Raw genomic sequence first — 26223 nt, forward strand, 5'->3', positions numbered from 1 at the left:
TAATCCCCGAATTACGTGCCTGGCAACAGAGGCCGCTTGATGCCGTATATCCCTTTGTGTGGCTCGATGCCATCCATTACAAGATCAAGGATGAAGGCCGTTATGTCAACAAAGCCGTTTATACCGTACTGGGATTAAATACCGAAGGCCATAAAGAACTGCTGGGTCTTTACCTATCAGAAAGTGAAGGTGCTAATTATTGGCTCAGCGTACTCACAGATTTGCAGAACCGTGGCATACAAGACATTCTGATCGCCTGCGTTGATGGGCTTAAAGGCTTCCCTGAAGCAATTGCTGCGATATTTCCGCAGACAGAAGTGCAGTTATGTATTATTCGCCAAATCCGCAATAGCTTGCGTTATGTGGCCAGTAAGGATCAAAAAGCCTTTATGGCTGATCTGAAGCCTGTTTACCGAGCAGATACCAAGCAGGCAGCTGAAATGGCGCTAGATGAGCTGGAAGCCAAATGGGGGGATAAATACGAGAAAGTCATTCGTTCATGGCGTGAAAAATGGCATTTACTCAGTGCCTATTTCAAATATCCGAAAGCGGTTAGGAAGCCAATTTATACCACCAATGCGGTTGAAGCAGTACATCGCCAATTCAGAAAACTGACCAAAACCAAGGGGGCTTTCCCGAATGAAAATAGCCTGCTGAAATTGCTGTATATTGGCATTCAACAGGCTTCTGAAAAATGGACAATGCCGGTGACAAACTGGGGGCAAACCATCACACAGTTATCGATTTACTTTGAAGGCAGGCTCGATGATATAATTAAACTCTAGCCAATTCGGCTGACACAGAATTTTGAACGCTCTCAGAAAATATGATCAGAGTCAATGGAGTAATGGCCAATGTTGCACCAAATTTCGAAAAACTATCTCTACGCTCTTTTAGTTCTTCTTTTTTTTGCTCATAAAGCTCTTTAAAGCCTTTGTTGAGTAAAATGAAATCATATGTTTCCTTGCTTTTTTTAAGCCTATTTTCTAAATCTAATACAGCTTGTTTTTTTTCATCAAAACTTTCTTCCCATTTTTTGATCATTTCAAAAGTTGTTGTATTGGTTTCTACAAAACTATTGAAATCTGAAAAATCTTTTTCCTCTAAGAAATTTCTTATTTCACTAAGCTTTGAATCACTATAAATTTCCCCACAGATAACGAACGGTAATTCATCTACGAAATCATAATGTGTTTTGAACTCTAAATATCTTTGATTTTTTTCAGTATAAATGAAGTCATAAAAACTTCTTACAATAGGATTGTGTTGTTCATTTTCTTTAATTCCACGTCTAAATTCCCATTCTTTTAAATAAACATAAAAACTCAGAGCACCATATTTTAAATGCAATAAATCATTAGCAATAATTGAGTCAGCTAATTGACTTACATCAAATAAGTTCCACTTCTTTGTCTCATGTAGATTTATGTCAAGATATTCAAGTGTCCTATTAGTAAAGAACTCTTTTAAAGATCTAACTTTATTTGCCCAGTTCTTAGTTTCATCATCTTTAGAATTTAAGTTTTTTTGAGCAGTTTCAAAAAGTCGATCCAATGCATTCTGAAAACTTTCAGAAACAAAAGAAAATCCCATCCCACCCTCTTATTTTTATTTAAATATATAATTTTATTATAAATAAAAAGCCCCTGTTATGGAGCTTTTTTTAATCAAAACAAGAAATACCTTTGCGCCATTGGCAACACTTCCGCAGGCTCACAGGTCAGCAACTGACCATCTGCACGAACTTCATAAATTTCAGGGTCAACTTCCATCACAGGACAGTAAGTATTCAACTTCATATCTTTCTTCTGAATATCCCGTGTGCCTTTACATGGGCTAATCAACTTTTTCAGCCCTAGCTTTTCATGCACACTCGCATCAATCGCCACTTGCGACAAAAACGTAATACAGGTGTTATGCACACCACGGGCATTGGCACCAAACATCGGACGATAATGCACTGGCTGCGGTGTTGGAATTGACGCATTAATATCGCCCATTGGCGCTGCCGCAATCATCCCGCCTTTAATAATCATCGATGGTTTTACACCAAAAAATGCGGGCTTCCACAACACTAAATCGGCCAGTTTACCGACTTCCACCGAGCCAATTTCATGACTTAAACCATGGGTAATCGCAGGGTTAATCGTATATTTGGCGATATAACGCTTCACACGATGATTGTCATGCGTGGCATTGTCACCCTCTAAAGGTCCACGCTGCACTTTCATTTTATGTGCGGTTTGCCATGTGCGTATCACCACTTCTCCAACACGCCCCATCGCTTGCGAATCCGATGACATCATGGCAATTGCGCCTAAGTCTTGCAAAATATCTTCCGCTGCAATGGTTTCACGGCGAATACGACTTTCCGCAAACGCCACATCTTCCGAAATTGCAGGATCTAAATGGTGACAGACCATCAACATATCCAGATGTTCATCAATGGTGTTGATGGTATAAGGACGGGTTGGATTGGTCGACGATGGCAATACATTCGGCTGACCAATGGCTTTTAAAATATCAGGCGCATGTCCACCACCGGCACCTTCGGTATGATAAGTGTGAATGGTACGGTTTTTAAATGCCGCCAACGTTTCTTCCAAGAAACCACTTTCATTTAAAGTGTCGGTATGAATTGCGACTTGCACGTCAAATTCATCTGCCACAGTCAAACAGTTATCAATCGCTGCAGGTGTCGAGCCCCAATCTTCATGCAGTTTTAAACCCACTACACCTGCACGAATTTGCTCGGCAATTGGGTCAGGTTGGCTGAGGTTACCTTTACCCAATAAACCAATATTCATGGGTAAATCGTCAATGGCTTGCAGCATGGTGGAAATATGCCAAGGACCCGGAGTCACCGTCGTTGCCGATGTGCCTGCTGCAGGACCTGTACCACCACCAATCATGGTGGTTACACCAGACATTAGTGCTGTTTCCACTTGTTGCGGGCAAATCCAATGAATGTGGGTATCCACACCACCCGCGGTGAGAATCTGCCCTTCACCCGCAATCACTTCCGTTGCCGCACCCAGGGGAATAGTAATATCAGGTTGAATATCAGGATTACCGGCTTTACCTATCTTCCAAATACGTCCGTTCTTTAAACCTACATCGGCTTTAACAATGCCCCACCAATCTACAATTAAAGCATTGGTAATGACGGTATCGGCAACGTCATCAGCCAAAAGTTGTGACTGCCCCATTCCATCACGAATGACTTTACCACCACCAAATTTAACTTCTTCACCATAAGTGGTGAGGTCTTGTTCCACTTCAATAAACAGTTCGGTATCGGCCAAACGAACCCGATCGCCTACCGTTGGACCAAACATTTCCGCATAGGCACGGCGTGACATTTTCATTTTAATTTTTCCTTAATCCAATGGACCCATGACACGACCGGCAAAGCCATAGACTTCGCGTTTACCGGCTAAAGCCACCAGTTCAATATCCCGGCTTTGACCCGGCTCAAAACGTACCGCTGTGCCTGCGGCAATATTTAAACGAAAACCTCGTGCCGCTTCACGGTCAAACTGCAAGGCATCATTGGCCTCATAAAAATGAAAATGTGAACCGACTTGAATCGGACGATCTCCGATATTACTGACGGTCATTTTTAAGGTCTGACGCCCCACATTCATTTCAATGTCTGAGTCTGGGGTAATCACTTCTCCAGGTATCATGTTTGACTCCTAGACAATCGGTTGATGCACAGTGACGAGTTTTGAGCCATCTGGAAAAGTCGCTTCAACCTGAACTTCGGCAATCATTTCCGGTATACCTTCCATCACATCTTCACGTTTTAATAACGTGGTACCGTAATGCATCAGCTCACTGACGCTCATGCCATCACGCGCGCCTTCTAACAACGCGGCAGAAATATAGGCAATCGCCTCGGGATAGTTCAGTTTTAGCCCACGTGCTTTACGGCGTTCGGCCACCAAGCCCGCAGTAAAAATTAGCATTTTGTCTTTTTCAGTGGGATTGAGTTCCATATCTCGTTCCTAAATTTGTTCTAAAGGGTGTAATGCAAAATGTGTGCTAAAAAATGATGTTCCCTCTCCTTTCAGGAGAGGGTTAGGGAGAGGTAATAAACCCAATGTATTTACCCTCCCTCTAGCTCCCTCCCATTGGGAGGGAGAACTTCATTTTATGTCCGCCAAATCCTCGGAAATTCTTCATCTAAATCAAACCAGTCACGGCGCAGCTTGGCACGTATTGCGGCAAAGGCATCATGACACTGGCGTACGTCATCCCCCAGATAACGTGCTGTCACCACATCATCCAGCAGGGTTAACGTCACCTTAATATCCATGCGCATAATCAGCTCACGGATTTGATCAATCTGCTGATCTAAATAGAATTTTGAGCGGAATTTTTCTGGCGGCACTGCCCAGAAGCTGGCCATGACTGCATGACCGTTCATTCCCAAACAGGAGCTGAGCCAGCGGTCATTGCCACTAAAACTCAAACGGTCAGTGACCAGTAATTTATTGTTCCGGTACAGCTGAAATCGATTTTGATAACTGCCCTCGATAAATGTTTCATGGCGCGCCTGACGGCCCAGTACCAACATATCCCAACCAATAAAACTGGCGGCATCCTCCAAAATAACTCTGGTTTCAGAATTGGCATGTGCACCATTAAAGAGCATGGTTTCTTGTGGTAGCCATTCAAAAATAGAGGCATCTTTAACTGTAATATCAATATGTTGGAAAGCCTGTTTTTGATTGGTCTTGTACCATTTTCCTGCACCCGGCGTGGTCACCAAGGCATGTGCGGCCTGCTCTGCCGACATCTGAAAGGTTAAATGATCACCCCCGGCAATGCCTGCCGGTGGATGCACAATAATGGCGTGGCACACCCCGGTTTTTTCCGGCCACAGCATTTTTTGCACCCGAACAGGACCATGATGCTTACGATGTTCCAATACGGTGCGATTTTCTGCGCCTTTAAAGCCAAGTTCGAGCTGTGCAAACCAATATTGCACCGCAGGCTTCACTTCTGTTGCCACCAGCTGATTCATTTTGCTCAATTTGTATCTTTGTTAAGTCTATGCCCTGGCATTAAGCAATAACTGCACCAATTTCTATCGGCGCAGATTTCGCTTTGGCTGGCTGCCATTTCTTGCTATGGTGCATCTGCATAGGGAATGAGGATGTGAGCAATATGCAAATTCGTGATCAAATTGTTTTAGTGACTGGCGGCGCACGCGGTTTAGGCCTGGCCATTACCCGGACCTTATTGGCGGAAGGGGCGCGTGTAGTGGTAAATTATTTAAACAGTGCCGCTGCTGCCGAGCAGCTGGTGCAACAGTATCCAGAGCAGGTCTTTGCCTATCAGGCCGATGTCACTGACAAAGCCCAGGTGCAGGCTCTCTTTGCCGCAGCCAAGGCGCGTTTTGGTCAGGCCATTCATAGTGTCATCAACAATGCCTTAATCAACTTTGAGTTTAATGGTGATGCCCGTCCCAAAGTTGAAGACCTGACGCCGGCCATCATGCAGCAACAGTTTGATGGTGCAGTTGTGGCTGCCCTCAATACCACCCAAGCAGCGCTTGAGGATATGAAAACTGCGGGATTTGGCCGTATTGTGAATATTGGTACCAACCTCGTGCAGAATCCGGTGGTGCCTTATCATGACTACACCACCGCCAAAGCCGCACTGTTGGCCTTTACCCGTACTGCAGCGCATGATCTGGGCCAATATGGTATTAACGTGAATATGTTGTCTGGCGGTCTGCTCCAAACCACCGATGCCAGCAAAGCCACGCCAGATGCGGTATTTGATTTAATTGCTGCCTCGACGCCACTACGCCGCGTTACCACCCCAGAAGAATTTGCCGCAGCTATTATGATGTTCCTGTCACCGTATTCGCGTGCAGTCACCGGGCAAAACCTGATTGTTGATGGCGGTCTGGTCAAAGGTTAATTGCAGTTTTGTGTGACTTTTATCACAATAAACTAATTTTTAAGCAGTTAAACCGGTTTGTCATGCTAGAGGTGGGCTGAATTCGCTAGACTATGGTCCATCCTCTCTTCACTATTTTGCTAACATGAAACCCCTGTTTGCTTTGGCCTGCTGTACCCTGCTGAGCGCCTGTATGTTCGGTAACTCCCAAGAATTAAAACGCGCTGAACAATTGCTGGCGCAATTTGAATGCCACAATATTGAAACAACGCTGATGACCCATAGTGCTATTAACAGCTATCACGAACATGCACTGGTTGCCGCCCGGCAAAAAGCCAGTCGTTATGTCGAGCAATATCGGGAAGGTGAACAGCAATCCAGCCTGGCGGTGGATGAAATTGTGCAGCAGCAATATCAGCTTTATACCGCAGCCTGCCAATCGTTGGGCGGGATTTTCCCCAAAGCAGAACAGCCTTAAATCAAAATTAGATATTTAGAAGTTTGATCACACAAAACAGCGGATCAATCAGAGAGAAGCTTCAACCTCTCGCATCTTGATGTACTGCTAATTTCGATATTGAAAGCATATAAATAAAAAGACAGGGTCGATGCCCTGTCTTCTGTTTTTTTAACAATGAGTGACTATTCAGCCGGTTCTGCATAGTAACGAGTATCGACACTAAACTGTTCCGGGAATTTGGCGGCAATGCTGGCATAAAACGCCATGATTTCGGCCATGTCTTTTTCCATATCTCCCGATGGATAGACAATTTTACCCACGCCACATTTTTTCTGGGCGTAGTCCATATAGGCCAGTGCAATTGGCACGCCAGCCGTTACCGCCACATGGTAAAAACCGGTTTTCCACTGTTCCTGTTTGGCGCGTGTACCTTCTGGCGTGACCAGCATCACCAGCTTAGGATGCTGCTTGAACAAATCACTCATCAGCTGCACCATGCTCGGACGCTGCTCACCGGCTGCCTTCGGACGACGGTCAATGCCAATTCCGCCCATTGCACGGACAAAAGGCCCAAACGGAAACTTCATATAACTGTCTTTAATGGTCAGGCGAACATTCACGCCCAAGGCTTTAAGCGCCAAACGTGCATATAGTGCATCCCAGTTACTGGTATGCGGCGCGGCAATCATCACACACTGGTCCAAATCCAGCGGCCAGTGATTGTCAATTTCCCAGCCCATCAACCCCAAGCTCTGTTCTGCCAACTTCTCAAACACAAGCACAATCCACACAATAAAAATTGCGCGAAGTTTAACAACTCAACAGATTTAAAAAAGAGCAGATTGCCGAATATTTAATCAATTAATATATAAATGTATACAATTAGCCAAACCGTCAATCGCCATTCCTGCCAATCTTTCGGGTTTTTCTTAAATAAACCGGATGCCGGAAACTGAAAATAAATACTCACAGAAACCCAACAGGGCAATTTTTACAATCAGGCTATGCTGACCCTATCTGTCCTGTCAGGAGATTGATCGGTGAAAATAAAAATTCTGAGCCTTGCCCTCACGGCGCTGTTACTGGCCGCCTGTGATAACAATAAAACCCCTGAAACCGCCCGCGATGCAGAAACCACCTCGCCTGCCGCAGCCACTGACATGAGCGCCAATGATACAGCCGCCACCGCACTGGACTGGCCGGGAGAATATAAAGGGGTCTTGCCGTGTAGCGACTGTCAAGGCATTGAAACCGAGCTTGAGCTAAAAATGGATAAAACTTATGAGCTGAGTGAAGAATTCCTGGGCCGCGCCAATGGTCAGGAGTCCAAAATTACCGGTACATTTGAATTTGACCCGAATGATCCTGCCGTTATTATTCTGGATCAGGCTGCCAATAACCGTAAATTCTTTGTCGGTGAAAACTTTATTGAAGCGCGCGATGTCAACAATGGCGACAATATTGATGCCAGCCAGAATTATCGTCTGCAAAAAGACCTGCAATAAAGCACAAGATCTAGCATCGCTAAAAGTCACCACTTTGGTGGCTTTTCTTGTTTCAAAACGGTTTTTTGCCCGCGATAAAATTTGCTACAAAACAGCGGCTCAATTTAGCCCTCTGCTCTAGGCGAATATGCCCGAAAAGTTTATGTTTAATACCTTATCCAAAGATTGATCTGTTGCCATGTTATCTCGTCCTCTTCTTGCAATTAGCACCTTGTCTTTGTGTTTAAGTGGTTGCGGTGGGCAAGCTGAAAAAAGCAGTACCATGAGCAATGCCCAGGCCCAAACTGAAACCCAACCGCAAGACAGCTTGATGCCTGCTGCTGAAACAGCAGCACCACAGCCGGAGCCGCTGGCCGGTCACTACAAAACCATCCTTGACTGTGATGATTGCCAGCAGCGTATTCTTGAGTTAAAGATTCATCCGGATCAGAGCTACAGCCTGCAAGATACCCGTATCTATGCTCGCCGTCAGCGTAGCCAGAATACACAAGGTCAGGTCAGCTATACCAATGAACAGACTGCCCAATTAATCAGTACCGATCAGCAGATTCAACAATTGCAGCCCACAGCAAACGGGCTGGAACTTGTAGATGCCTCATCCAAACAGCCAGCACTAAAACTGGAACGTGTTGCGACCATTGAAGTCAGCAATGCGCTGAAACATGCCGACATTCAGGCCGAACATATTGATAGCTTAAGCTTTCGCGATATTACCGATACCGTCAAAGCGCATGACTACTATATGCGTATTCATAACCAGTCAGATCAGCCGCTAAAACTGAAAGTCAGCGATATTATTTTGGTCGATCAAAACTATCAGGAATATAACGCGCTGGTTGATGAAAGCTTTTTAGAACCTATTCCGGCCCAGCAAACCCGCTACAATAAAATCAGCTTTAATTATCCGGACAATGCGGTGGCGGACTATATTAAGGTGAAATAGCTTTTCTTTTTTTCTTTCATTTTCCATTCTGCCGTTTCTTTTTATCTTGCTGTACTGATCTTCTTTTTTCTTATTTATTCTTTTCATCCAGGCATAAAAAAACCCTGCATCAGCAGGGTTTTCTTTTAAACCATCAAGCGATTACGCGTTGAATTGGTTCATTGTGTTTTTAGCTTCGTCCGCTGCTTTAAGCGCGTTGTCACCAGAGAAAATTTCTTTGTGATCGTCACCGATGTCAGAACCAGCCATTGCTTGGTGTTTAACACAAGCGATACCACCGCGGATTTCTTTACGTTGTACGCCAGCAACATAAGCCAACATACCTTCAGAACCGAAGTAACCTTGAGCAAGCTCGTGAGTAGAAAGAGCAGCTGTGTGGTAAGTAGGCAGAGTGATCAAGTGGTGGAACACGCCTGCTTCACGAGAAGCGTCTGCTTGGAATGTACGTACTTTTTCGTCAGCTTCAGCAGCCAATTCAGAATCGTCGTACTCAGCGCTCATTAATTTAGCGCGGTCGTATGCAGATACGTCTTTACCTTCAGCAACCCAACGGTCGTACGCTTGTTGACGGAAGTTCAGTGTCCAGTTGAATGATGGAGAGTTGTTGTAAACAAGTTTCGCATTTGGCACAACTTCACGTACACGGTTAACCATGTGAGCGATTTCTTCTACGTTTGGAGTCGCAGTTTCGATCCAAAGAAGGTCAGCACCGTTTTGTAAGCTAGTTACACAGTCAAGTACAACACGGTCAATTTGAGTGCCTTCACGGAACTGGTACAAGCCAGAAGCTAAACGCTTAGGACGGTGTAATTTACCATCACGCTTGATTAGGATTTCGTCTTCTTTCGCTTCAGAGATGTCAATTTCTTGAGTGTCTAAGTAGCTGATGTATTGAGAAGCGATGTCGCCTGGCTCTTTAACTACTGGGATTTTTTGAGTTAAGTCAGCGCCTTCAGAGTCAGTACGTGCAACGATGATACCGTCGTCAAGACCCATTTCTAAGAACGCATAACGTAACGCGTGGATTTTAGCGATGAAGTCTTCGTGTGGAACAGTTACTTTACCAGCTTGGTGACCACATTGTTTCGCGTCAGAAACTTGGTTTTCGATTTGAAGTGCACATGCACCCGCTTCGATCATTTTCTTCGCAAGTAAGTAAGTTGCTTCTTCGTTACCGAAACCAGCGTCGATGTCGGCAATAATTGGCACAACGTGAGTTTCAAAGTTGTCGATTTGAGCAGTGATTTCAGCTGCTTTAGCAGTATCACCTGCGTCTTGTGCTTTTTTCAGTGCACGGAACAAATCGTTTAATTCTTTTGCGTCAGCTTGACGTAAGAAAGTGTAGATTTCTTCGATCAATGCAGGAACAGAAGTTTTTTCGTGCATAGATTGGTCAGGAAGTGGACCGAATTCTGAACGAAGTGCAGCAACCATCCAACCAGACAGGTAGATATAACGCTTAGAGGTTGTACCGAAGTATTTTTTGTTCGCAATCATTTTTTGTTGCGCAACGAAACCGTGCCAGCAACCTAATGATTGAGTATACTTGCTGCTGTCTGCATCGTATTCAGCCATATCACGACGCATAATCGCAGCTGTATATTTAGCAATGTCTAAACCAGTTTTGAAACGGTTTTGCATCTGCATACGCGCAGCATCTTCAGGACTGATGTCTGCCCAAGTGTTACCGAATTTCGCTTTCAATTCGCGGATTGCATCAATCGCTGTTTGGTATGTAGTCATGATATTTTCCTGTATTAATTTTAGGATTTTCTCCAACGAAATGACTAAAATCATACCTCTGGATGTGTTCAGATTTAGAGCACTTCGTCGTGTTGAGTACAGATTAGAGTGAGTTAGAAAATTAATCCAATATCCTCAAAGAATCTTCACTATTTATTTAAAAAATATGTAGATCAAAGTCGTATCCGAAAATTTATATTACAAAACAAATATTTGATTTTTATTAAATAAATTTTATTTTACAATTCAAATAACCGATTAAAAAACACACCTTTTGCTTTTTTTATATTCATTATACTTAAGTCGGGTACGGCTTTTTCCGTACAAAATCAAGGCAATATCCGGCTTATTTTTAGCCTGGTAGAGCCAACCTGACAGTGAATAGAAGAAGACCATGCTTGTGTTGAGTCGCTCAACTCAAGCATTTCTGCAGGTGGATGCGATGAGGTTTGAATCAACCCGACACGCGCTGATTTAAGCCGCTTAACCCCCGCGCGAATTGGGCCGAAAAACCCGGTAAATATGCAGGAATTGATCCGATCAGGGAACAGGCTTTTTCGGTAATTGTTCTACCCAAGCCTTCAGGCTTATGGCATAATCCAAATAATTTCTTGGGTTTATTTTCGGTATTTTTTTTATGAATCTGGAGCGGGTCGATCTCAACCTACTAATTTACCTGGACGTATTACTTCGCGAAAAAAATGTCACTCGAGCAGCTGAACAATTGGGCGTTACCCAACCCGCCATGAGTAACATTTTACGTCGTCTACGTAACTTATTTAATGATCCCCTGCTCATCCGTTCATCTGAAGGGATGACCCCGACCGAACGCGCACTTGAATTACAACCGCGTATTCGTGATGCCCTGTCCGATTTATCCATGATTCTGGAACCCCGTACCGAGTTCCGCCCGTATACCTCTAATCGCGTATTCCGGATTATGACTTCAGACTATGCCGAAGCCACTCTGGTGCCGCGTCTGGTCAAAGCCTTGCGTTCTGAAGCGCCAAATGTGGTGCTCGACTTTCTGACTCCAAGTGATGTCTCCTATCGTGACATGGAACAAGGCAAGGTAGACCTAGCCATCAACCGCTTTAATGAAATTCCGCAAAGTTTCCACCAGGTACTGGTCTGGCGTGACAGTTTTTCCTGTCTACTCAATCAGAAACACCCGGCGGCCGGCAACCTGAACCTAAAAAGCTATTTAGATGCACAGCATATCTGGGTCTCTAAAACCGGTATGGGCGTTGGCTTTGGCGTTAATCCTGAAAAACAGGCCGGATTAGGCTGGATTGATCAGGCACTGGAGCGGATTGGTCAAAAACGCAAGATTTCAGTCTTTACCCGTCATTATCAGATGCCGGCCTTATTGGCATCCAATGTGGATCTGGTGGCCACCTTACCGACCCGAATTGCTCGTTTACAGGCCAAAAGCCAGAATCTGCTGATTAAAGACCCGCCGTTTTATATTCCGGAATTTGAATTGAAGATGGCCTGGTGTCCGTTACTGCATCATCATCCGGCGCATCGCTGGTTACGTCAGCTGATTCTGTATGTGGCCCGTCAAATGATTGAAGAAGAAAACCGTGAGTTTTTAATGAATAACTCACAATTTTCTCAATTTTGACAAAAAACGCTCATAAATCTCTCTTTTTAAAGCTTATACTAAGATGAACATGAGTAGTGCCCGGTGCACTACTCGATGTTTTTGACGTTAAAAATATTCAGAATAAAAATCCGCAGGTGGATTCGTGAGCCTCTTCCAGAACATTGTTATTATTTTCATACTGATTGCAGGAGCAGGTTTTTTATCACTGACCGAGATCGCTCTGGCCGGTGCGCGTAAGGTCAAATTAAAAATTCTGGCTGAAGCCGGAGATGAACGTGCGCAAAAAGTACTGGATTTACAGGAAAACTCGGCAGACTTTTTTGCCGCCTCGCAAATTGGCTTGAATGCGATTGCCATTTTAGGCGGTATTTTAGGTGAAGGTGCTTTTCGCCCGTATTTCTACGATTTTGTCACCCGCTTCTATACCGGACCGTGGGCCGAAACCCTCAGCTTCACGCTGTCTTTTACCTTAGTCACCTCTTTATTTATTCTGTTCGCCGACCTGATGCCGAAACGCCTGGCCATGATTGCACCAGAGAAAATTTCTATTTCCGTGATCAATCCAGTACAGGTATTTATTACCGTCTGCAAACCGCTGGCCTGGTTTATTAATGCCATCGCCAATATGCTGTTCCGGCTGTTTAAGGTCAATACCATCCGCGATGACAATATTACCTTTGATGATATTTCCGCAGTGATGGATGCCGGCGCCCAAGCGGGTGTGTTGCAAAAACAGGAACATCACTTTATTGAAAACGTGTTTGAACTGGAAGAACGTAATGTCCCGTCCAGCATGACCACGCGTGAAAATGTGGTGTACTTTACCCTGAATGAAGCCGAAGACAGCATTCGCCAGAAACTGGCCGAGTTCCCCTATTCCAAATTTCTGGTCTGTAATGAGAATATTGATCAAGTGATTGGCTATGTTGATGCCAAAGATATTCTGGTACGGATTCTAAATAACCAGAAAATTAACCAGCTGAATGAATCAACCATTCGTAATGTACTCACCATTCCCGATACTCTGACCCTATCTGAAGTACTGGACCGCTTCCGTTCGACCAAAGAAAAATTTGCAGTGGTAATTAATGAGTACGCACTGGTGGTCGGCGTCATTACCCTGTCCGATATTATGATTACCGTAATGGGCGACTGGGTAACCCCTATTGAAGAAGAACAGCAGATTATTAAACGTGATAATAATTCATGGCTGATTGATGGCAGTACTCCAATTGAAGACATGAAACATGCGCTTGAAATTGAAGAGATGCCCGATGAAGAAAACTATGAAACTCTGGCCGGTTTTATGATGTATCAACTGCGCAAGATTCCGCGTCCAGCCGATACCGTGTTATATGGCGGTTATAAATTTGAAGTGGTCGATGTCGATCATTTTAAAATTGACCAGCTGTTGGTGACACGTTTACTGGAAAATAACCAGCCGCCGGAACAGGAATAATCCATCTTCCTCCAATTAACAGCCATAAAAAACCTTCTAGACTCTAGAAGGTTTTTTTATGCAGCAGTTCAATTAAAACTGACGCAGCAATTCATCCAGCACCGCCTGATAGTGAATGGCAATATCATCTTCCAGAATTTTATAGGCGCTGTCGAACTGCACCATTGGCCAACCTTCTTTCCAGAACGGGAAAATATTGTGCAGGTCATGGGTCACAATCGCATCTTCACGGACAATGGCTTGTGCAATTTGTGCCAGCACCTGGGCGGTTTCTGCGCCATCAATGGCCAGATAATCAATCTGACGGGCTTTTAAAATACGAATCCGGTCTTTTTTATAGCGGATTTTTTTGGCCTGGGCTTCATTCAGGCTCAATGCCAGCGTCACCGCTTCAACAAATTTTTCTTCAAAAGATTGATGTAATGCCACCAAGGCCTGTTTATGCGCTTCCTGACGTCCCACTTTTCCGCCTTTGCGGATAATCTCTTTGGCTTCGCTATTGAGCACATCATTCTTCATACTCTGAAGGATGTCTATAATTTCAATATCGCTTAAAGATTCAGGAGACTGGTCAATCATGAAATAGCCTTGGGCAAAAAGTAAAACGCTATTTTCGCATAATTTCACTTAAAGCTCGACAGATTCCGTAGCAATTATGGCAGGAATAAGAGGCCAGTCTTAATGGTCATCAAAACTCAAATGCATACCCACAATACGAATTAATGCAGATAATGGCTAAGGCTCTGCTCCAGCTCGGTTTGTAAATGCAGCGGCGCTACAATTTTGACATAGGGAATCCAGTAGCGCACCAGCGGATAAAGCTGAATATGATGGCGAATCTGGCAGGAAATCAGCAGGCTGCCACACGGCTTTTCTTCCAGGATCTGCTGCTTTGGAAACAGCCGGCGCTGTTTAAAATACAGCGCGGCATCTGCCGCAACCGATAAATGTACTTCCTGCTGTTCATGACCAAACCAGATACCTTCTTCATCTTCCAGCTGTTGCAGAATAGCCGGATCATGCTCAAACGGGTCCAGTTCATAGCTGAGTTCAATCTGCTCAATCAGGCTCAGGCGATACACTTTTAAGGTATCCGAATGCACCGCAGCCAGATACCAGTTACCATGATGATGAATCAGGCGATAAGGCTGCACCCGACGGGACTTGTTTTTATAGATAAAGCCAATGTACTGACGCTGCTGAATGGCCTGGGTCAGGGTTTTAAAATGTTCGGCATATTGGCTGCTGTCTTCATAATCATAGCCCTTGGCGGAAAACACCAGATTGGCACGATGATCCATCAGCTCACGCAGGAACGAAATATCCAGCGAGGGATAAAGATCGCTAATGCCCGACAACTGGGCAAAGTTCTGGATATCCTGAAGTTTAAACCGTCCCAAATAGGAAGCATCAAGATAGTATTTTTTGCTGCGTTTGTCCTGCAATAAAGGTAGATAGGCATTCAGCCGATCAAAGTCACGTTCAATGGTGCGGGTGCTGACTTTAAATTCCTGGGCCAGTTCCGGAATACTCAGCTGATGCCCTACATTGAGTTTGGTTAAAATACTGACCAGCCGTTCAGCCAGTCGTTCATGTGTTGAAGTAACACACTTCATGATACCCTCATGGTGCTGTTTTAAGGCACTGTTTTTTCTATCAATTAAACAACCGTAAATTAAAATTTATTAAATAAAAATCATATAAATAATTAGACCAAAACTTTAAATACATTTACGTTAAAAGTAAATCAAAATACGTATCACAAGGCTGCATTCAGCTTAGACTTAAGGCTTATTCTGATCTAGGCGATCAACATAACGCTCTAAATGCAGCATGGCACTATACACTCGGTGGATATCTGCCAGACCTATTTTTTGACGGATAATGGCCCGATGAATGCGCCTTAAAGCACGTATATTCTGGGTGGTGGTATATGCTGTAGATGAAATTCTCATGATTCTGCCCTCTGTCTCTTCATTGAAATATCCAGTTTATTTTTATGATGTCTGTTTTGGATGTGGGCTAATGTACAACACAGTTTCGACAGGTTGTGTCAAATACATCACATATATTTTAATTTTTAGTAAAACTTGTACAGTTTAAGTAATAAACATCAATTTACTAACTTGAGATGAGCATAAAAAAGACCGGCTATGCCGGTCTTTTTTAGATGCCGAATTAAATAATTTCTACCACAACCTTGCCAATATGATCACCGGTATCCATGGCCGCATGCGCTTCCTGGATCTGATCAAATTTAAAGGTTTTAAAAATCATCGGCAGACATTCACCTTTGCTCAATAATGGCCACACTGTGTCTTGCAAGCCTTGGGCAATTTCAGCTTTTTCTGCAGTATTACGCGCACGCATGGTCGAACCGGTAATGGTCAGGCGCTTCATCATAATCGGGCCAAGTTTCACATCTTTGGCTTTGGCACCGCCCAAGAACGCGATATAAACCAGACGACCATCACGGCGTAACAGGTTCAGGTTACGTTCCAGATAAGGTGCACCAACGATATCTAAAATAACATCGACGCCGCCATTGTCAGTCTGCTCATTAATCACCTGCTCAAAATCTTGTGTCTTGTAGTTAATGGCGGTGGTCAGATGGGAAATAGCCGCAACTTTTTCATCTGAACCGACAGTGGCAAAGGTTTTCATGCCCAGCGCATTACATAACATCAGCGCTGTGGTACCAATACCGCTGCTACCCCCATGGACCAGTACTGTTTCGCCAGCCTTGGCTTGCCCCATCTGGAACACGTTGGCCCATACGGTAAAGAAGGTTTCCGGAATAGCCGCAGCTTGTACAAAACTCAAGCCTTCAGGAATGGTCAGGGTCTGGCTTTCCGGAACCACGCAGTATTCTGCATAGCCACCGCCATTGGTCAGGCCACAAACTTTATCGCCGACTTTAAATTTGCTGACCTCTTCGCCTACCGCTACCACTTCACCTGCCACTTCCAGCCCCGGCACAGGCGTCACCCCTTTCGGCATTGGATAAAGGCCTTGGCGCTGCAAGATATCCGGGCGGTTTAAACCAAAGGCATGAACCTTAACCAGCACATCATTGGCTGCCGGTGTCGGAATAGCCACACTTTCATAGGCCAGTTTTTCCGGGCCGCCTGGTTCTGTAATAATGACCTGCTGCATCGTCGCTTGTGACATGGATTTTCCTTAATTGTTCAGTGCAAGTTTTCTGTGCTCTATTTGAACATAGAAAAATGACGGAATGAAGCCAAGCCGGACTTATGTATAATGAGATGTATATTTCGCAGATTGATAACTCAGGTGAGCCATGGCCCAGGTCATCGACTATAACGAAAATAATTACAGTGAATTTGAATGGTTTGATGGCTTTGCCGTGATCCGCTTTTATGCAGACTGGTGTGCACCCTGCGTACAGAATTTTCCGGTGTTCGCTGAACTGGCCGGCTATTATGCCTACCATCAGCCAGAGATTAAATTTGGCAAGATTAATGTCGATCAATCTCCCATTCTCACCCTGCGTTATCATGTCTATGGATTACCTTCGACCCTGATTTTCAAGCAGGGACAGATCATCCACAGAATTGCAGGGGTCAAAAGTCTGACAGAGATGAAATCTATTCTAGCGCAGCTTTTGGATGATTCTTCTCAGCCTGTAGATTTAAGAGAATAAATGCTATTTTCTATTTCACTGAAGTTTAGATTGCCCACCTTAAAATTTAGTGGGTTAAAACCACGTCTGATCGCCCTTGAGCATACGCTCACCCCTCTCCTCCGGATAGTAAAGTGGTGAATAGTCATCCGCCCGATGATCAGCACTATGCTTAGCGCAGCGACTGCTATTTTTTGCACTATGATAAGCAGATTGAAAATTCTCCTGATCACTCTCGATGGATTTTTCAATTATTCGTCATTTAATCGTAACCACACTTTGATTGCTCTGCCTGAACTCTACTGGCACAGCCAAACATAAGCGCAATATAAATAAAATCTTGTGTATCTTCCCGCTCTACACCAGATTGTATAGAGTAAGAATATTCGCGTAGATCATTAAGTTTGAAATAGACACAGCAGTCCCACCAAGAATCTAAAAGCCATAAAAAAACCCACCTTGCGGTAGGTTTTCTTTAACCAGCCCAGTCTTATAGACGAACCAGCTCCACAATTTTCTCAGCCAGTTCTTCAACGGCTTCGGTGCCATAGCTTACGTCAGTGCCTTCAGCAACATCGGTGACCACCACAACACCAGTTTCACGAAGTAATGCCACTTGAGCAGCATTCAGACCCGCTTTTGCAATTGCAACTACACCTTGCTGAATCAACAGACTTTCCAGCGCTTGTGCATTTTCCAGTGCTTGTGCTGTTACAGTCACCGCAGCAGGTTTTTGACCTAAACGGGCAGCACGGTCTTCCGCAGTCACAGGTTCATCATGCGCAGTCCATTCTACCGCTGCTTCCACCATGCCCGCACCAACGGTCACGTTGCTTAAACGGTCAATGAAAATAAACGAGCCGGTATAACGGCTGTCCTGATAACGGTCAAATACCACTGGCGCATCAAACTCGATCTGAACATCAGCAATCGCGTTCAGTTCCAGCTGCTCTACCTGAGTTTTTTCCAGCGTATTCACGTTTACACGATAGTTAATTTCAGCAATTTTGGCTGGAACAGTTTGCGTACCGAGCTTAATGTTGTACAGCTTGCCTTTGACCAGTGGCTGATCATTCATCCACACCACAGTTGCGCGTGCAGAACGTGAAATTTCCGGTTGATCGCCCGCTTTGACCAGCAGGTTACCGCGTGAAATATCAATTTCGTCATTCAGGGTAAGGGTAACCGCCTGACCGACAAAAGCACGTTCCAAATTGCCATCAAAAGTTACAATGTCTTTGACGGTAGAACGTTTGCCTGATGGTAAAGCGACAATTTCATCACCCACACGGATGTCGCCCGAAGCAATGGTGCCGGCAAAACCACGGAAGTCGAGGTTTGGACGGTTGACATATTGCACCGGGAAGCGGAATTCGTTTTTACCTGAAGTCCGGCTAATTTCCACGTTTTCCAGCGTTTCCATCAAAGTTTCGCCGCTGTACCACGGAGTATTGGCCGACTTGTTCACCACGTTATCGCCATTCAGGGCAGAAATTGGCGTGAAAATGATATTGGCCGGTTTACGGTCACCAAGCTGGTTCACGAACTCGTTATATTGCGCCTGAATTTCATTAAAGCGCGCTTCAGAGAATTCCACCAGGTCCATTTTGTTGATGGCAACAATAATGTTCTTAATACCCAGCAGGCTGGCAATAAAGGTATGACGACGGGTTTGGGTCTGCACGCCATAACGTGCATCAATTAAAATAATCGCCAGATCCGCAGTTGATGCACCAGTGGCCATGTTACGGGTATATTGCTCATGTCCCGGGGTATCGGCAATGATGAACTTACGCTTTTCAGTCGAGAAATAGCGATACGCCACATCAATGGTAATACCCTGCTCACGTTCTGCCTGCAAGCCATCGACCAGTAAAGCTAGGTCAGGTGCATCCCCTGTCGTCCCGACTTTTTTCGAGTCACGGGTTACCGCTTGCAACTGATCTTCATAAATCAGTTTTGAATCATAAAGCAGACGACCAATTAAGGTCGATTTACCATCATCGACGTTACCGCAGGTCAGGAAACGCAATAAGTCTTTATTTTCGTGCTGTTTTAAATAGGCCAAAATATCTTGGCTAATGAGTTCTGATTGATGAGACATTGCTCAAACTCCACAAATTCTTTAGAAACCGGTTTAATCTCCCTGTATCCCCCTTTTACCCAGAGGGAATTTCCTCTCTTGTCTAAAGAGAGGTCGGGAGAAATTAGAAGTAGCCCTCTTGCTTCTTCTTCTCCATCGAGCCGGCTTCATCATGGTCAATCATACGACCCTGACGTTCCGAGCTGGTGGCCAGCAACATTTCCTGAATAATTTCAGGCAAGGTATCTGCGCCTGACTCAACTGCACCGGTCAGCGGGTAACAGCCAAGCGTACGGAAACGTACCGATTTCATTTGTGGTACTTCGCCTTCATGTAAACGCATACGCTCATCATCAACCATAATGAGTGTACCACTACGTTCTACCACTGGACGTTCAGCAGCAAAGTACAATGGAACAATTGGAATCTGCTCGAGATAAATGTATTGCCAGATGTCCAGCTCGGTCCAGTTCGACAATGGGAACACACGAATGCTTTCGCCTTTGTTGACCTTACCGTTGTAAAGATTCCACAGTTCTGGACGCTGGTTTTTCGGGTCCCAACGGTGTTTGGAATCACGGAAAGAATAGACACGTTCTTTGGCACGTGATTTTTCTTCGTCACGGCGCGCACCACCAAATGCAGCATCAAAACCGTATTTATCCAGCGCCTGTTTCAGCCCCTGGGTTTTCATGATGTCGGTGTATTTTGAGCTACCATGATCAAATGGATTGATTCCGGCGTCACGGCCTTCCTGGTTCTGATGCACAATCAGATCAAAACCATGTTTTTTGGCCATGTTGTCGCGGAATTCAATCATATCTTTGAATTTCCAGCCTGTATCGACATGTAACAGAGGGAATGGAAGTTTTGCAGGATAGAAGGCTTTCAAGGCAAGATGCAGCATCACCGCAGAATCTTTACCAATCGAGTACAGCATAACCGGATTTTCAAACTCGGCAGCAACTTCACGGATGATATGAATACTCTCAGCTTCAAGCTGTTTCAGATGAGTAAGTCTTTCCTCATTTAATGACATGGACAACACCAGCTTAAATCAACGTGTACTTATTACACTTTATAAAATTTATATTCATTATAGAGATTTAGTTATCTGTACTATTGCTTGTTTTATTATATTAATATGCAAAAACGTCATATACAGGATTACTGATATTGCTATCAAAGTTTACTCATACCCTGCACAGCATCGCTTATTTTTAGCCTAATCACTATTTTCCAGTCGCCGTTTTTATGCTCACTTCTATCTATTGAGTTATTGTTAAAAGCTCTAATAGATCGCTTCATTTTCCAAGTGAAACACCTAAAATAAAACAAATTTTAATTTTTTCTGATTGCTCCCATGCCTTATAGTCATTACGATTTAGCCACCTTAAAAGCCCAGCTGGAACATGCGCAGCTTGCCGGCTTTCTGTATCAGCATCAGCAGCACATGCTGGTGTTGCAAGAAGCGTTTGATGAAGATGGTTCTGCACTAAATACCTTTGTCCAGCACGAGTTCAGTGCCGATCAGATCGGGCTGCAATTTGGTCTACGACTTTCGGACCATAATATCGAGTTTTTGATTGGTCTGACCCACAGTAATCAGGATCGCGGTTATGAAATTGGTGCCGGCAATTTAAAAGGTGACCAGAAAGCCTTTAACCTGATGTATGCCTTTTATAATTATCCAAAGGCCTTTTATCTGGTCAGCATGCCACTGGCCTCCACCTCAAGCCAGCTGGAACAGGCCATTGAACAGCAACTGTTCCAGCGCCCGGAACTGGCCTTCCTCGACACCGCAGTCAAAACCAATCCAATGGGTGAACAGGTGCAGTGGATGAAATCCTTTATTGTGCAGCAAAGCCTGAACATGAAAGTGCGTATTCAGACCAGTTTAATCTAAGCGATTCTTCTGATCTGTGCTTTACGTATAGCTTGATGATACTCAAACAAAAAAATAACCCGCGAGATTCGCGGGTTATTTGATGTAGCAGATTTTAGTTCTTGTGACGCATATGCGGGAACAAAATCACATCACGGATACTTGGTGCATTGGCGAATAACATCACCAGACGGTCAATCCCGATCCCTTCACCTGCTGTAGGTGGCAAGCCATATTCCAGTGCTTCCACGAAGTCTGCATCGTAGTGCATCGCTTCATCATCACCAGCATCTTTCTCAGCCACCTGTGCCTGGAAACGCTCTGCCTGATCAATTGGATCATTTAACTCTGAGAAGCCGTTTGCCAGCTCACGACCACCAATGAAGAATTCAAAACGGTCAGTGATGTGCGGGTTCTCATCATTACGGCGAGCCAGTGGTGAGGTTTCTGCTGGGTATTCAGTAATGAAGGTTGGCTGACGCAGTTGAGTTTCAACCGTTTCTTCAAACACGATGGTTTGCAGCTTGCCTAAACCAAAGCCCGGTTTTACCTGCTCTTTCAGTTCGTTTTGTACGAAGTTGGCCAGAAATTCACGGTCATTGACGTTTTCAGGCGTGAATTGCGGGTTGTGCTCAAGAATCGCATCAAACATCGAGATTTTCTTGAACGGACCTTTGAAGCTATACACTTCATCGCCATACGGCACATCGGTCGAACCCAAGATGTCGATGGCCAGTTTCTCCAGCATCTGCTCGGTCAGTTCCATCAAATCTTTGTAGTCTGCATAAGCCTGATAGAATTCAATCATGGTGAATTCCGGGTTATGACGGGTCGATACACCTTCGTTACGGAAGTTACGGTTAATTTCGAACACGCGTTCAAAACCGCCCACCACCAAACGTTTTAAATAAAGTTCTGGCGCAATACGCAGGAATAATGGCATATCCAGCGCATTGTGATGGGTTTCAAATGGACGCGCCGATGCACCACCTGGAATCACGTGCATCATTGGGGTTTCGACTTCCATGAAACGTTTTTCAGTTAAAAACGCACGGATGCCCGATACCACTTTGGCACGAATTTCAAAAGTCTTACGGGTTTCTTCGTTTACAATCAGGTCCAGATAACGCTTACGATACTTCACTTCAGTATCGGTCAGGCCATGGAACTTGTCTGGTAACGGACGCAGCGATTTGGTCAGCAATTCAAAGTGCTCGATATGCACATATAAATCGCCTTTGCCTGAACGGCCGATATAACCTTTAACGGCAATAATATCGCCCAGGTCCAAACCTTTAATGGTTTCCAAGGTTTCAGGGCTAAGTTCTTTACGGGCCACATACAGCTGGATACGACCGGTCATGTCCTGAATTACGATAAACGAACCACGGTTGAGCATGACACGGCCAGCCACCGACACATACACCTTATCGCCGCCTTCAATTTCTTCTTTAGATTTGTCGGCAAACTGTTCTTGTAAATCTTGCGCGTAATGTTCACGCTTGAAGGTGTTCGGCCATGGGCTGCTGTTGCTTTCCTGAGCCTTTTCTTGGATTTGCTTTAACTTGGCATGACGCTGTGCAATTAAATCGTTTTCGGAAATAGTGGGTTCAGAAGTCGACTGAGCGTTTGGTTGCGTCATCTCTGCCTCGAAAATTACTAAAAAATGAAGTGCAATAGCATAGCAGATTTATTTGGCTTTTCGTATGCTCTGCTGAATCCTAAGCCATTTTTTTCATTTTCTAAACCTCTGCTAAACAGCACCTCGCCTTTTGCTGAACTGTTAGACCAATAGCTAACTTCTTTCTTGCGCCACCACTCTTACAATAAGCAGGAGAAATTAATTGAAAAGGGAACTTTTCAACTATTCAATAGACGCTTGAGTGTGAATGAAAACAATGAATAGATGCACCTCGAAAATCCTATTTCTGCATGGGCTGGATTCCTCACGTGAATCGAGTAAGTTTCATGCCATCTGCGCAGATAAAAAATACTGTATTACCGTAGATTATCGCAATCTGAACTACCAGACGGTGGCCAGTTTCTATAACGATATTATTGTTAAAATCCAGCCTGAAATTATTGTCGGACATAGCCTCGGCGGCTATTGGGCCTTAAAGATGTCGGCGCTGCATGGTATTCCCTGCGTCATTGCCAACCCGAGTTTACAACCCGACTTCCGACCGGACTATCCGCAGATTTCCGAACAGGAACTGGACCATGATATTCCGCAGCTGGCCTATCTGGAACTCGGCGATGAACAGCTGGACATGCACTGGGTACAAACCCAGCTGGAAAATTACATGCCAATTCATGCTTTTAAAGGCGGTCATCATCGGCTGGTGTGTCCTGAAAATATCAATCCTTTAATCTGGCAACTGGAACAGCAATCACTGCACAAATAAAAAAGCCTTGCACTCGGCAAGGCTTTCTATGTTTTACAGGGTAGTGCTCAGACTTAAGCCACTGCTTCCACCGGCTTAGAGCGTTCATCCAGTACCGACCAGATGTTCAGACCTAAATCTGCGTGTAAATCTGGTAAATCCAGGAAAATGCTCGCACCCAGAATTTCATGCTGACATTTTTCCGCCAGTTGTTTCACTGCTTTTAAGGTACCGCCAGTCGCTAAAACATCATCCACAATAATAACTTTCTGACCGGTGACATCTGCCGCCATTTCCAGACGGTCCAGACCGTATTCCAGGCTATAACCCACACCCACTACCGGTGGTGGTAATTTACCGGCTTTACGCACCAGCAATAAGCCCTTGCCAGTACGCTGTGCCAACAGGCTGGCCAGCACAAAACCACGTGCTTCTACCGCAATAAAGCTATCTACTTCAGCCAGTTTTTCTGCAGGAATACTTTCAATTAAAGCATCTGTCAACGGACCAATATTTTTCATGAATAAAGGGGTCAAGTCATAAAAACAAATACCGGCTTTAGGAAAGTTTTGGACAGTACGAATGTGAGACCACAACGTTGTAGACAGCTTGCTCATAAGGAGATCGGAGAGAGATTAAAAAGAATAGGTGAATTTTACAGCGTCTTGACCGCGAAGACCAGCCAAAATCCGCCCTTCAGGTTTAAATAAAACCCGATTAAAATTAGTAAATCATTGTTTTTATTATTGGTATTTTTATACTAAATAACCAATATAGATTATCCTAATTATAGAATAGCCTATTTAAGCAAAAATAGCTGTCCGACTTTAGTCGAAATTTAGATGATCTCTCATATATTTTGAAAAGATTTGCGCTGGTTTTTAGTGTGCATATTGTCCGACACTATGCAATATTTGAGATTTTAAAGATAAATTTTGTCCTTCTTAGCCATTCAGCTTTAGAAATGAAGCATTAGACTCCGATATTTACTTTACTTTAACCTCATAACTGCGTAAAAATTTAAGCGAATATGAAGTGTTAAAATCATATCAACTGAGTCATGCTGGTTAGGGAATTTTTTGCCGGTCAGGTTTATTGAAGATCGGCTTTTGGAGAGTCAAATGAAAAAGTATCAATGCATCGTTTGTGGATGGATTTATGACGAGGCAGAAGGCTGGCCGCAAGATGGCATCGTCGCGGGCACCAAATGGGAAGATATTCCAGATGACTGGACCTGCCCGGACTGTGGCGTATCTAAAGTCGATTTTGAAATGGTCGAAATCTAAGTACGCCTCGAAGACCATAACTGCATGGTCTTTTTTTATGTCTTGAAACTTATGCTCAACCTTTTATGGAGAAAATAATGCATCCGATTGTCATCATTGGTTCTGGTATGGCTGGCTATACAGTCGCCCGTGAATTTCGCAAACTGAACCCTGAACAGGAACTGGTCATGATTTGCGCAGATGATGCAATCAACTATGCAAAACCCACCCTCTCCAATGCTCTGGCCGGCAAAAAAGCACCCGAACAGATTGCGCTGGGGGATGCCGCGAAAATGGGCTCGCAGCTGAATATGCGTATTGAAGCGCATACCTGGGTCAAAGCCATTGATGCCGAGCAGCATCTGCTGACTTTAGAGAAAGATAGCGTCGAAAGCCAGCAAGCCTATGCCAAACTGGTCCTGGCAGTCGGTGCCAACCCGATTCGTCTGGCCATTTCAGGTGATGGCAGTGATGATATTCACGTGGTCAATAATTTAAATGACTATAAAGCCTTCCGTGAACAGCTGGCAGCGCGTCAGGACAAACGTGTGGTGATTTTAGGCGCGGGCCTGATTGGCTGTGAATTTGCCAATGACCTGCAAAACACCGAGCATCAAGTCACGGTGATTGATCTGGCACCTCAACCGCTGGGCCGTTTATTGCCTGAATTTATTGCCACTGCATTTAAACAGAACCTGGAAGAAACTGGGATTCATTTTGTCTTGGGCACCACGGTCGATAAAGTATCGAAACTGGATAAGGGTGATTATCTGGTGACACTGGCCGATGGCCGCAGCCTGAGTGCCGATGTGGTACTGTCCGCCGTCGGTTTACAGCCGAATATTACTTTAGCCAAAGAAGCTGGCATTCATACCAGTCGCGGCGTGCTCACCAATGGCTTACTGGAAACCAACCTGGCTGATATTTATGCAGTGGGCGACTGCGCTGAAGTCAACGGGACTTTATTGCCGTATGTCATGCCAATCATGCAGCAGGCACGTGCCCTGGCCAAAACCTTAAATGGTGAAACCACACAAGTGCACTACCCGGCTATGCCGGTTGCAGTGAAAACCCCGGCGGCACCATTAACCGTGTTACCTGCTCCGGTAGATGTAGAAGTGACCTGGCAAAATGAAGAACTGGACGATGGCATGATTGCCAAAGCCTTTGACAGCACTGCCACCTTACGCGGCTTTGTACTGCTCGGGCCAACAGCCGGCAAACAGCGCCTGGCTTTAAGTAAACTTGTTCCTGACTTGATTCCAGCGGCAGTTTAGCGCTTTAATCCATCAGGGGTGCGCGCTCACCTTGAAGAAAGGAATATAAGA

General features: G+C 44.6%; 27 protein-coding genes. 12 read left to right on the forward strand and 15 right to left on the reverse strand.

The annotated features are described in order from the left end of the window. A partial coding sequence (locus VF685_RS04040) for an IS256 family transposase (RefSeq protein ID WP_440203560.1) occupies window positions 1-785 on the forward strand: 785 nt, incomplete at its 5' end. Here the strand turns inward: VF685_RS04040 and VF685_RS04045 are convergent. The 5 genes from VF685_RS04045 to VF685_RS04065 all read right to left on the reverse strand — a co-directional run bounded on the left by VF685_RS04045 (window position 775) and on the right by VF685_RS04065 (window position 5032). Beyond that, window positions 775-1593: a hypothetical protein gene (locus VF685_RS04045; protein ID WP_127800934.1), complete on the reverse strand. Its 819-nt coding sequence runs from the start codon at window positions 1591-1593 to the stop codon at window positions 775-777. The two genes, VF685_RS04040 and VF685_RS04045, sit on opposite strands and share 11 nt — an antisense overlap. Window positions 1594-1667: 74 nt before the next feature. Then, entirely contained in the window at window positions 1668-3368 is a 1701-nt protein-coding gene (gene ureC / locus VF685_RS04050; RefSeq protein ID WP_127800930.1) for an urease subunit alpha, read from the reverse strand. 12 nt (window positions 3369-3380) lie between these two features. Further along, the gene (locus VF685_RS04055) at window positions 3381-3689 is read right to left on the reverse strand and encodes an urease subunit beta (RefSeq protein WP_160241121.1); all 309 of its coding nucleotides are present in this window, start codon (window positions 3687-3689) and stop codon (window positions 3381-3383) included. A 9-nt stretch (window positions 3690-3698) separates the two neighbouring features. Next, complete coding sequence (gene ureA, locus VF685_RS04060) at window positions 3699-4001, reverse strand: urease subunit gamma (RefSeq protein ID WP_005179314.1); 303 nt, start codon at window positions 3999-4001, stop codon at window positions 3699-3701. Window positions 4002-4156: 155 nt separating this feature from the next. Further along, complete coding sequence (locus VF685_RS04065) at window positions 4157-5032, reverse strand: urease accessory protein UreD (protein ID WP_016659274.1); 876 nt, start codon at window positions 5030-5032, stop codon at window positions 4157-4159. Between the two features lie 143 nt (window positions 5033-5175). On the opposite strand from VF685_RS04065, the gene VF685_RS04070 reads away from it, so the two are divergent. Together VF685_RS04070 and VF685_RS04075 are read left to right on the forward strand one after the other, a co-directional pair. Continuing rightward, window positions 5176-5937, forward strand: coding sequence for a 3-oxoacyl-ACP reductase (locus VF685_RS04070; RefSeq protein WP_016659275.1), 762 nt, complete (start codon window positions 5176-5178; stop codon window positions 5935-5937). 124 nt (window positions 5938-6061) lie between these two features. Next, window positions 6062-6394, forward strand: coding sequence for a hypothetical protein (locus VF685_RS04075; RefSeq protein WP_045796073.1), 333 nt, complete (start codon window positions 6062-6064; stop codon window positions 6392-6394). A 164-nt stretch (window positions 6395-6558) separates the two neighbouring features. Here the strand turns inward: VF685_RS04075 and VF685_RS04080 are convergent, their stop codons facing one another. Then, window positions 6559-7152, reverse strand: a complete 594-nt coding sequence (locus tag VF685_RS04080) for a 1-acyl-sn-glycerol-3-phosphate acyltransferase (RefSeq protein WP_127800579.1) — start codon at window positions 7150-7152, stop codon at window positions 6559-6561. A 264-nt stretch (window positions 7153-7416) separates the two neighbouring features. Between VF685_RS04080 and VF685_RS04085 the strand changes: the two genes are divergently transcribed. Beyond that, window positions 7417-7881, forward strand: coding sequence for a copper resistance protein NlpE (locus VF685_RS04085; RefSeq protein ID WP_005179322.1), 465 nt, complete (start codon window positions 7417-7419; stop codon window positions 7879-7881). A 178-nt stretch (window positions 7882-8059) separates the two neighbouring features. After that, the gene (locus VF685_RS04090; RefSeq protein ID WP_005179324.1) at window positions 8060-8824 is read left to right on the forward strand and encodes a copper resistance protein NlpE N-terminal domain-containing protein; all 765 of its coding nucleotides are present in this window, start codon (window positions 8060-8062) and stop codon (window positions 8822-8824) included. 141 nt (window positions 8825-8965) lie between these two features. Here the strand turns inward: VF685_RS04090 and VF685_RS04095 are convergent, their stop codons facing one another. After that, window positions 8966-10567 (reverse strand): isocitrate lyase, encoded by a 1602-nt coding sequence (locus VF685_RS04095; RefSeq protein WP_168383180.1) that lies wholly within the window; start codon window positions 10565-10567, stop codon window positions 8966-8968. Between the two features lie 637 nt (window positions 10568-11204). Between VF685_RS04095 and VF685_RS04100 the strand changes: the two genes are divergently transcribed. Both VF685_RS04100 and VF685_RS04105 read left to right on the forward strand, forming a co-directional pair. Further along, a complete protein-coding gene (locus tag VF685_RS04100) occupies window positions 11205-12194 on the forward strand; it encodes a LysR family transcriptional regulator (RefSeq protein ID WP_005179328.1) in 990 nt (329 codons plus the stop codon). A 124-nt stretch (window positions 12195-12318) separates the two neighbouring features. Continuing rightward, a complete protein-coding gene (locus VF685_RS04105) occupies window positions 12319-13635 on the forward strand; it encodes a hemolysin family protein (RefSeq protein WP_163170295.1) in 1317 nt (438 codons plus the stop codon). A gap of 72 nt (window positions 13636-13707) precedes the next feature. Here the strand turns inward: VF685_RS04105 and VF685_RS04110 are convergent, their stop codons facing one another. The 4 genes from VF685_RS04110 to VF685_RS04125 all read right to left on the reverse strand — a co-directional run bounded on the left by VF685_RS04110 (window position 13708) and on the right by VF685_RS04125 (window position 16806). Then, window positions 13708-14214, reverse strand: a complete 507-nt coding sequence (locus VF685_RS04110) for a hypothetical protein (protein WP_016659280.1) — start codon at window positions 14212-14214, stop codon at window positions 13708-13710. Window positions 14215-14354: 140 nt separating this feature from the next. After that, a complete protein-coding gene (locus VF685_RS04115; protein WP_127800573.1) occupies window positions 14355-15251 on the reverse strand; it encodes a helix-turn-helix transcriptional regulator in 897 nt (298 codons plus the stop codon). A gap of 168 nt (window positions 15252-15419) precedes the next feature. Continuing rightward, window positions 15420-15590, reverse strand: coding sequence for a hypothetical protein (locus VF685_RS04120; RefSeq protein WP_005179332.1), 171 nt, complete (start codon window positions 15588-15590; stop codon window positions 15420-15422). 223 nt (window positions 15591-15813) lie between these two features. Further along, entirely contained in the window at window positions 15814-16806 is a 993-nt protein-coding gene (locus VF685_RS04125) for an NAD(P)H-quinone oxidoreductase (RefSeq protein ID WP_163145581.1), read from the reverse strand. 130 nt (window positions 16807-16936) lie between these two features. Between VF685_RS04125 and VF685_RS04130 the strand changes: the two genes are divergently transcribed. Beyond that, window positions 16937-17299, forward strand: a complete 363-nt coding sequence (locus VF685_RS04130) for a thioredoxin family protein (protein ID WP_286384856.1) — start codon at window positions 16937-16939, stop codon at window positions 17297-17299. 469 nt (window positions 17300-17768) lie between these two features. Here VF685_RS04130 and cysN read toward each other — a convergent pair whose 3' ends face one another. Together cysN and cysD are read right to left on the reverse strand one after the other, a co-directional pair. Beyond that, a complete protein-coding gene (cysN, locus tag VF685_RS04135; protein ID WP_127800567.1) occupies window positions 17769-19382 on the reverse strand; it encodes a sulfate adenylyltransferase subunit CysN in 1614 nt (537 codons plus the stop codon). A 103-nt stretch (window positions 19383-19485) separates the two neighbouring features. Next, window positions 19486-20400, reverse strand: coding sequence for a sulfate adenylyltransferase subunit CysD (cysD, locus tag VF685_RS04140; protein WP_005179347.1), 915 nt, complete (start codon window positions 20398-20400; stop codon window positions 19486-19488). Window positions 20401-20724: 324 nt separating this feature from the next. On the opposite strand from cysD, the gene VF685_RS04145 reads away from it, so the two are divergent. Then, window positions 20725-21267: a hypothetical protein gene (locus tag VF685_RS04145; protein ID WP_127800565.1), complete on the forward strand. Its 543-nt coding sequence runs from the start codon at window positions 20725-20727 to the stop codon at window positions 21265-21267. Window positions 21268-21361: 94 nt separating this feature from the next. Here the strand turns inward: VF685_RS04145 and lysS are convergent, their stop codons facing one another. Further along, a complete protein-coding gene (lysS, locus tag VF685_RS04150) occupies window positions 21362-22888 on the reverse strand; it encodes a lysine--tRNA ligase (protein ID WP_005179355.1) in 1527 nt (508 codons plus the stop codon). Between the two features lie 256 nt (window positions 22889-23144). On the opposite strand from lysS, the gene VF685_RS04155 reads away from it, so the two are divergent. Continuing rightward, a complete protein-coding gene (locus VF685_RS04155) occupies window positions 23145-23651 on the forward strand; it encodes a YqiA/YcfP family alpha/beta fold hydrolase (protein ID WP_034598188.1) in 507 nt (168 codons plus the stop codon). A 53-nt stretch (window positions 23652-23704) separates the two neighbouring features. Here VF685_RS04155 and VF685_RS04160 read toward each other — a convergent pair whose 3' ends face one another. Next, window positions 23705-24247 carry an adenine phosphoribosyltransferase gene (locus tag VF685_RS04160; protein WP_005179368.1) on the reverse strand — a complete coding sequence of 181 codons (543 nt, stop codon included), beginning with the start codon at window positions 24245-24247 and terminating at the stop codon, window positions 23705-23707. Window positions 24248-24751: 504 nt separating this feature from the next. Between VF685_RS04160 and rubA the strand changes: the two genes are divergently transcribed. Together rubA and VF685_RS04170 are read left to right on the forward strand one after the other, a co-directional pair. Beyond that, the gene (gene rubA, locus VF685_RS04165) at window positions 24752-24916 is read left to right on the forward strand and encodes a rubredoxin RubA (protein ID WP_005179369.1); all 165 of its coding nucleotides are present in this window, start codon (window positions 24752-24754) and stop codon (window positions 24914-24916) included. A 77-nt stretch (window positions 24917-24993) separates the two neighbouring features. Further along, window positions 24994-26172 (forward strand): NAD(P)/FAD-dependent oxidoreductase, encoded by a 1179-nt coding sequence (locus tag VF685_RS04170; RefSeq protein WP_127800563.1) that lies wholly within the window; start codon window positions 24994-24996, stop codon window positions 26170-26172. The last annotated feature ends 51 nt before the right edge of the window (window positions 26173-26223 follow it).

The sequence above is a fragment of the Acinetobacter sp. Brlt_5 genome (genome assembly GCF_051949055.1).
In the GTDB taxonomy this organism is placed as follows: Bacteria; Pseudomonadota; Gammaproteobacteria; order Pseudomonadales; family Moraxellaceae; genus Acinetobacter; species Acinetobacter indicus.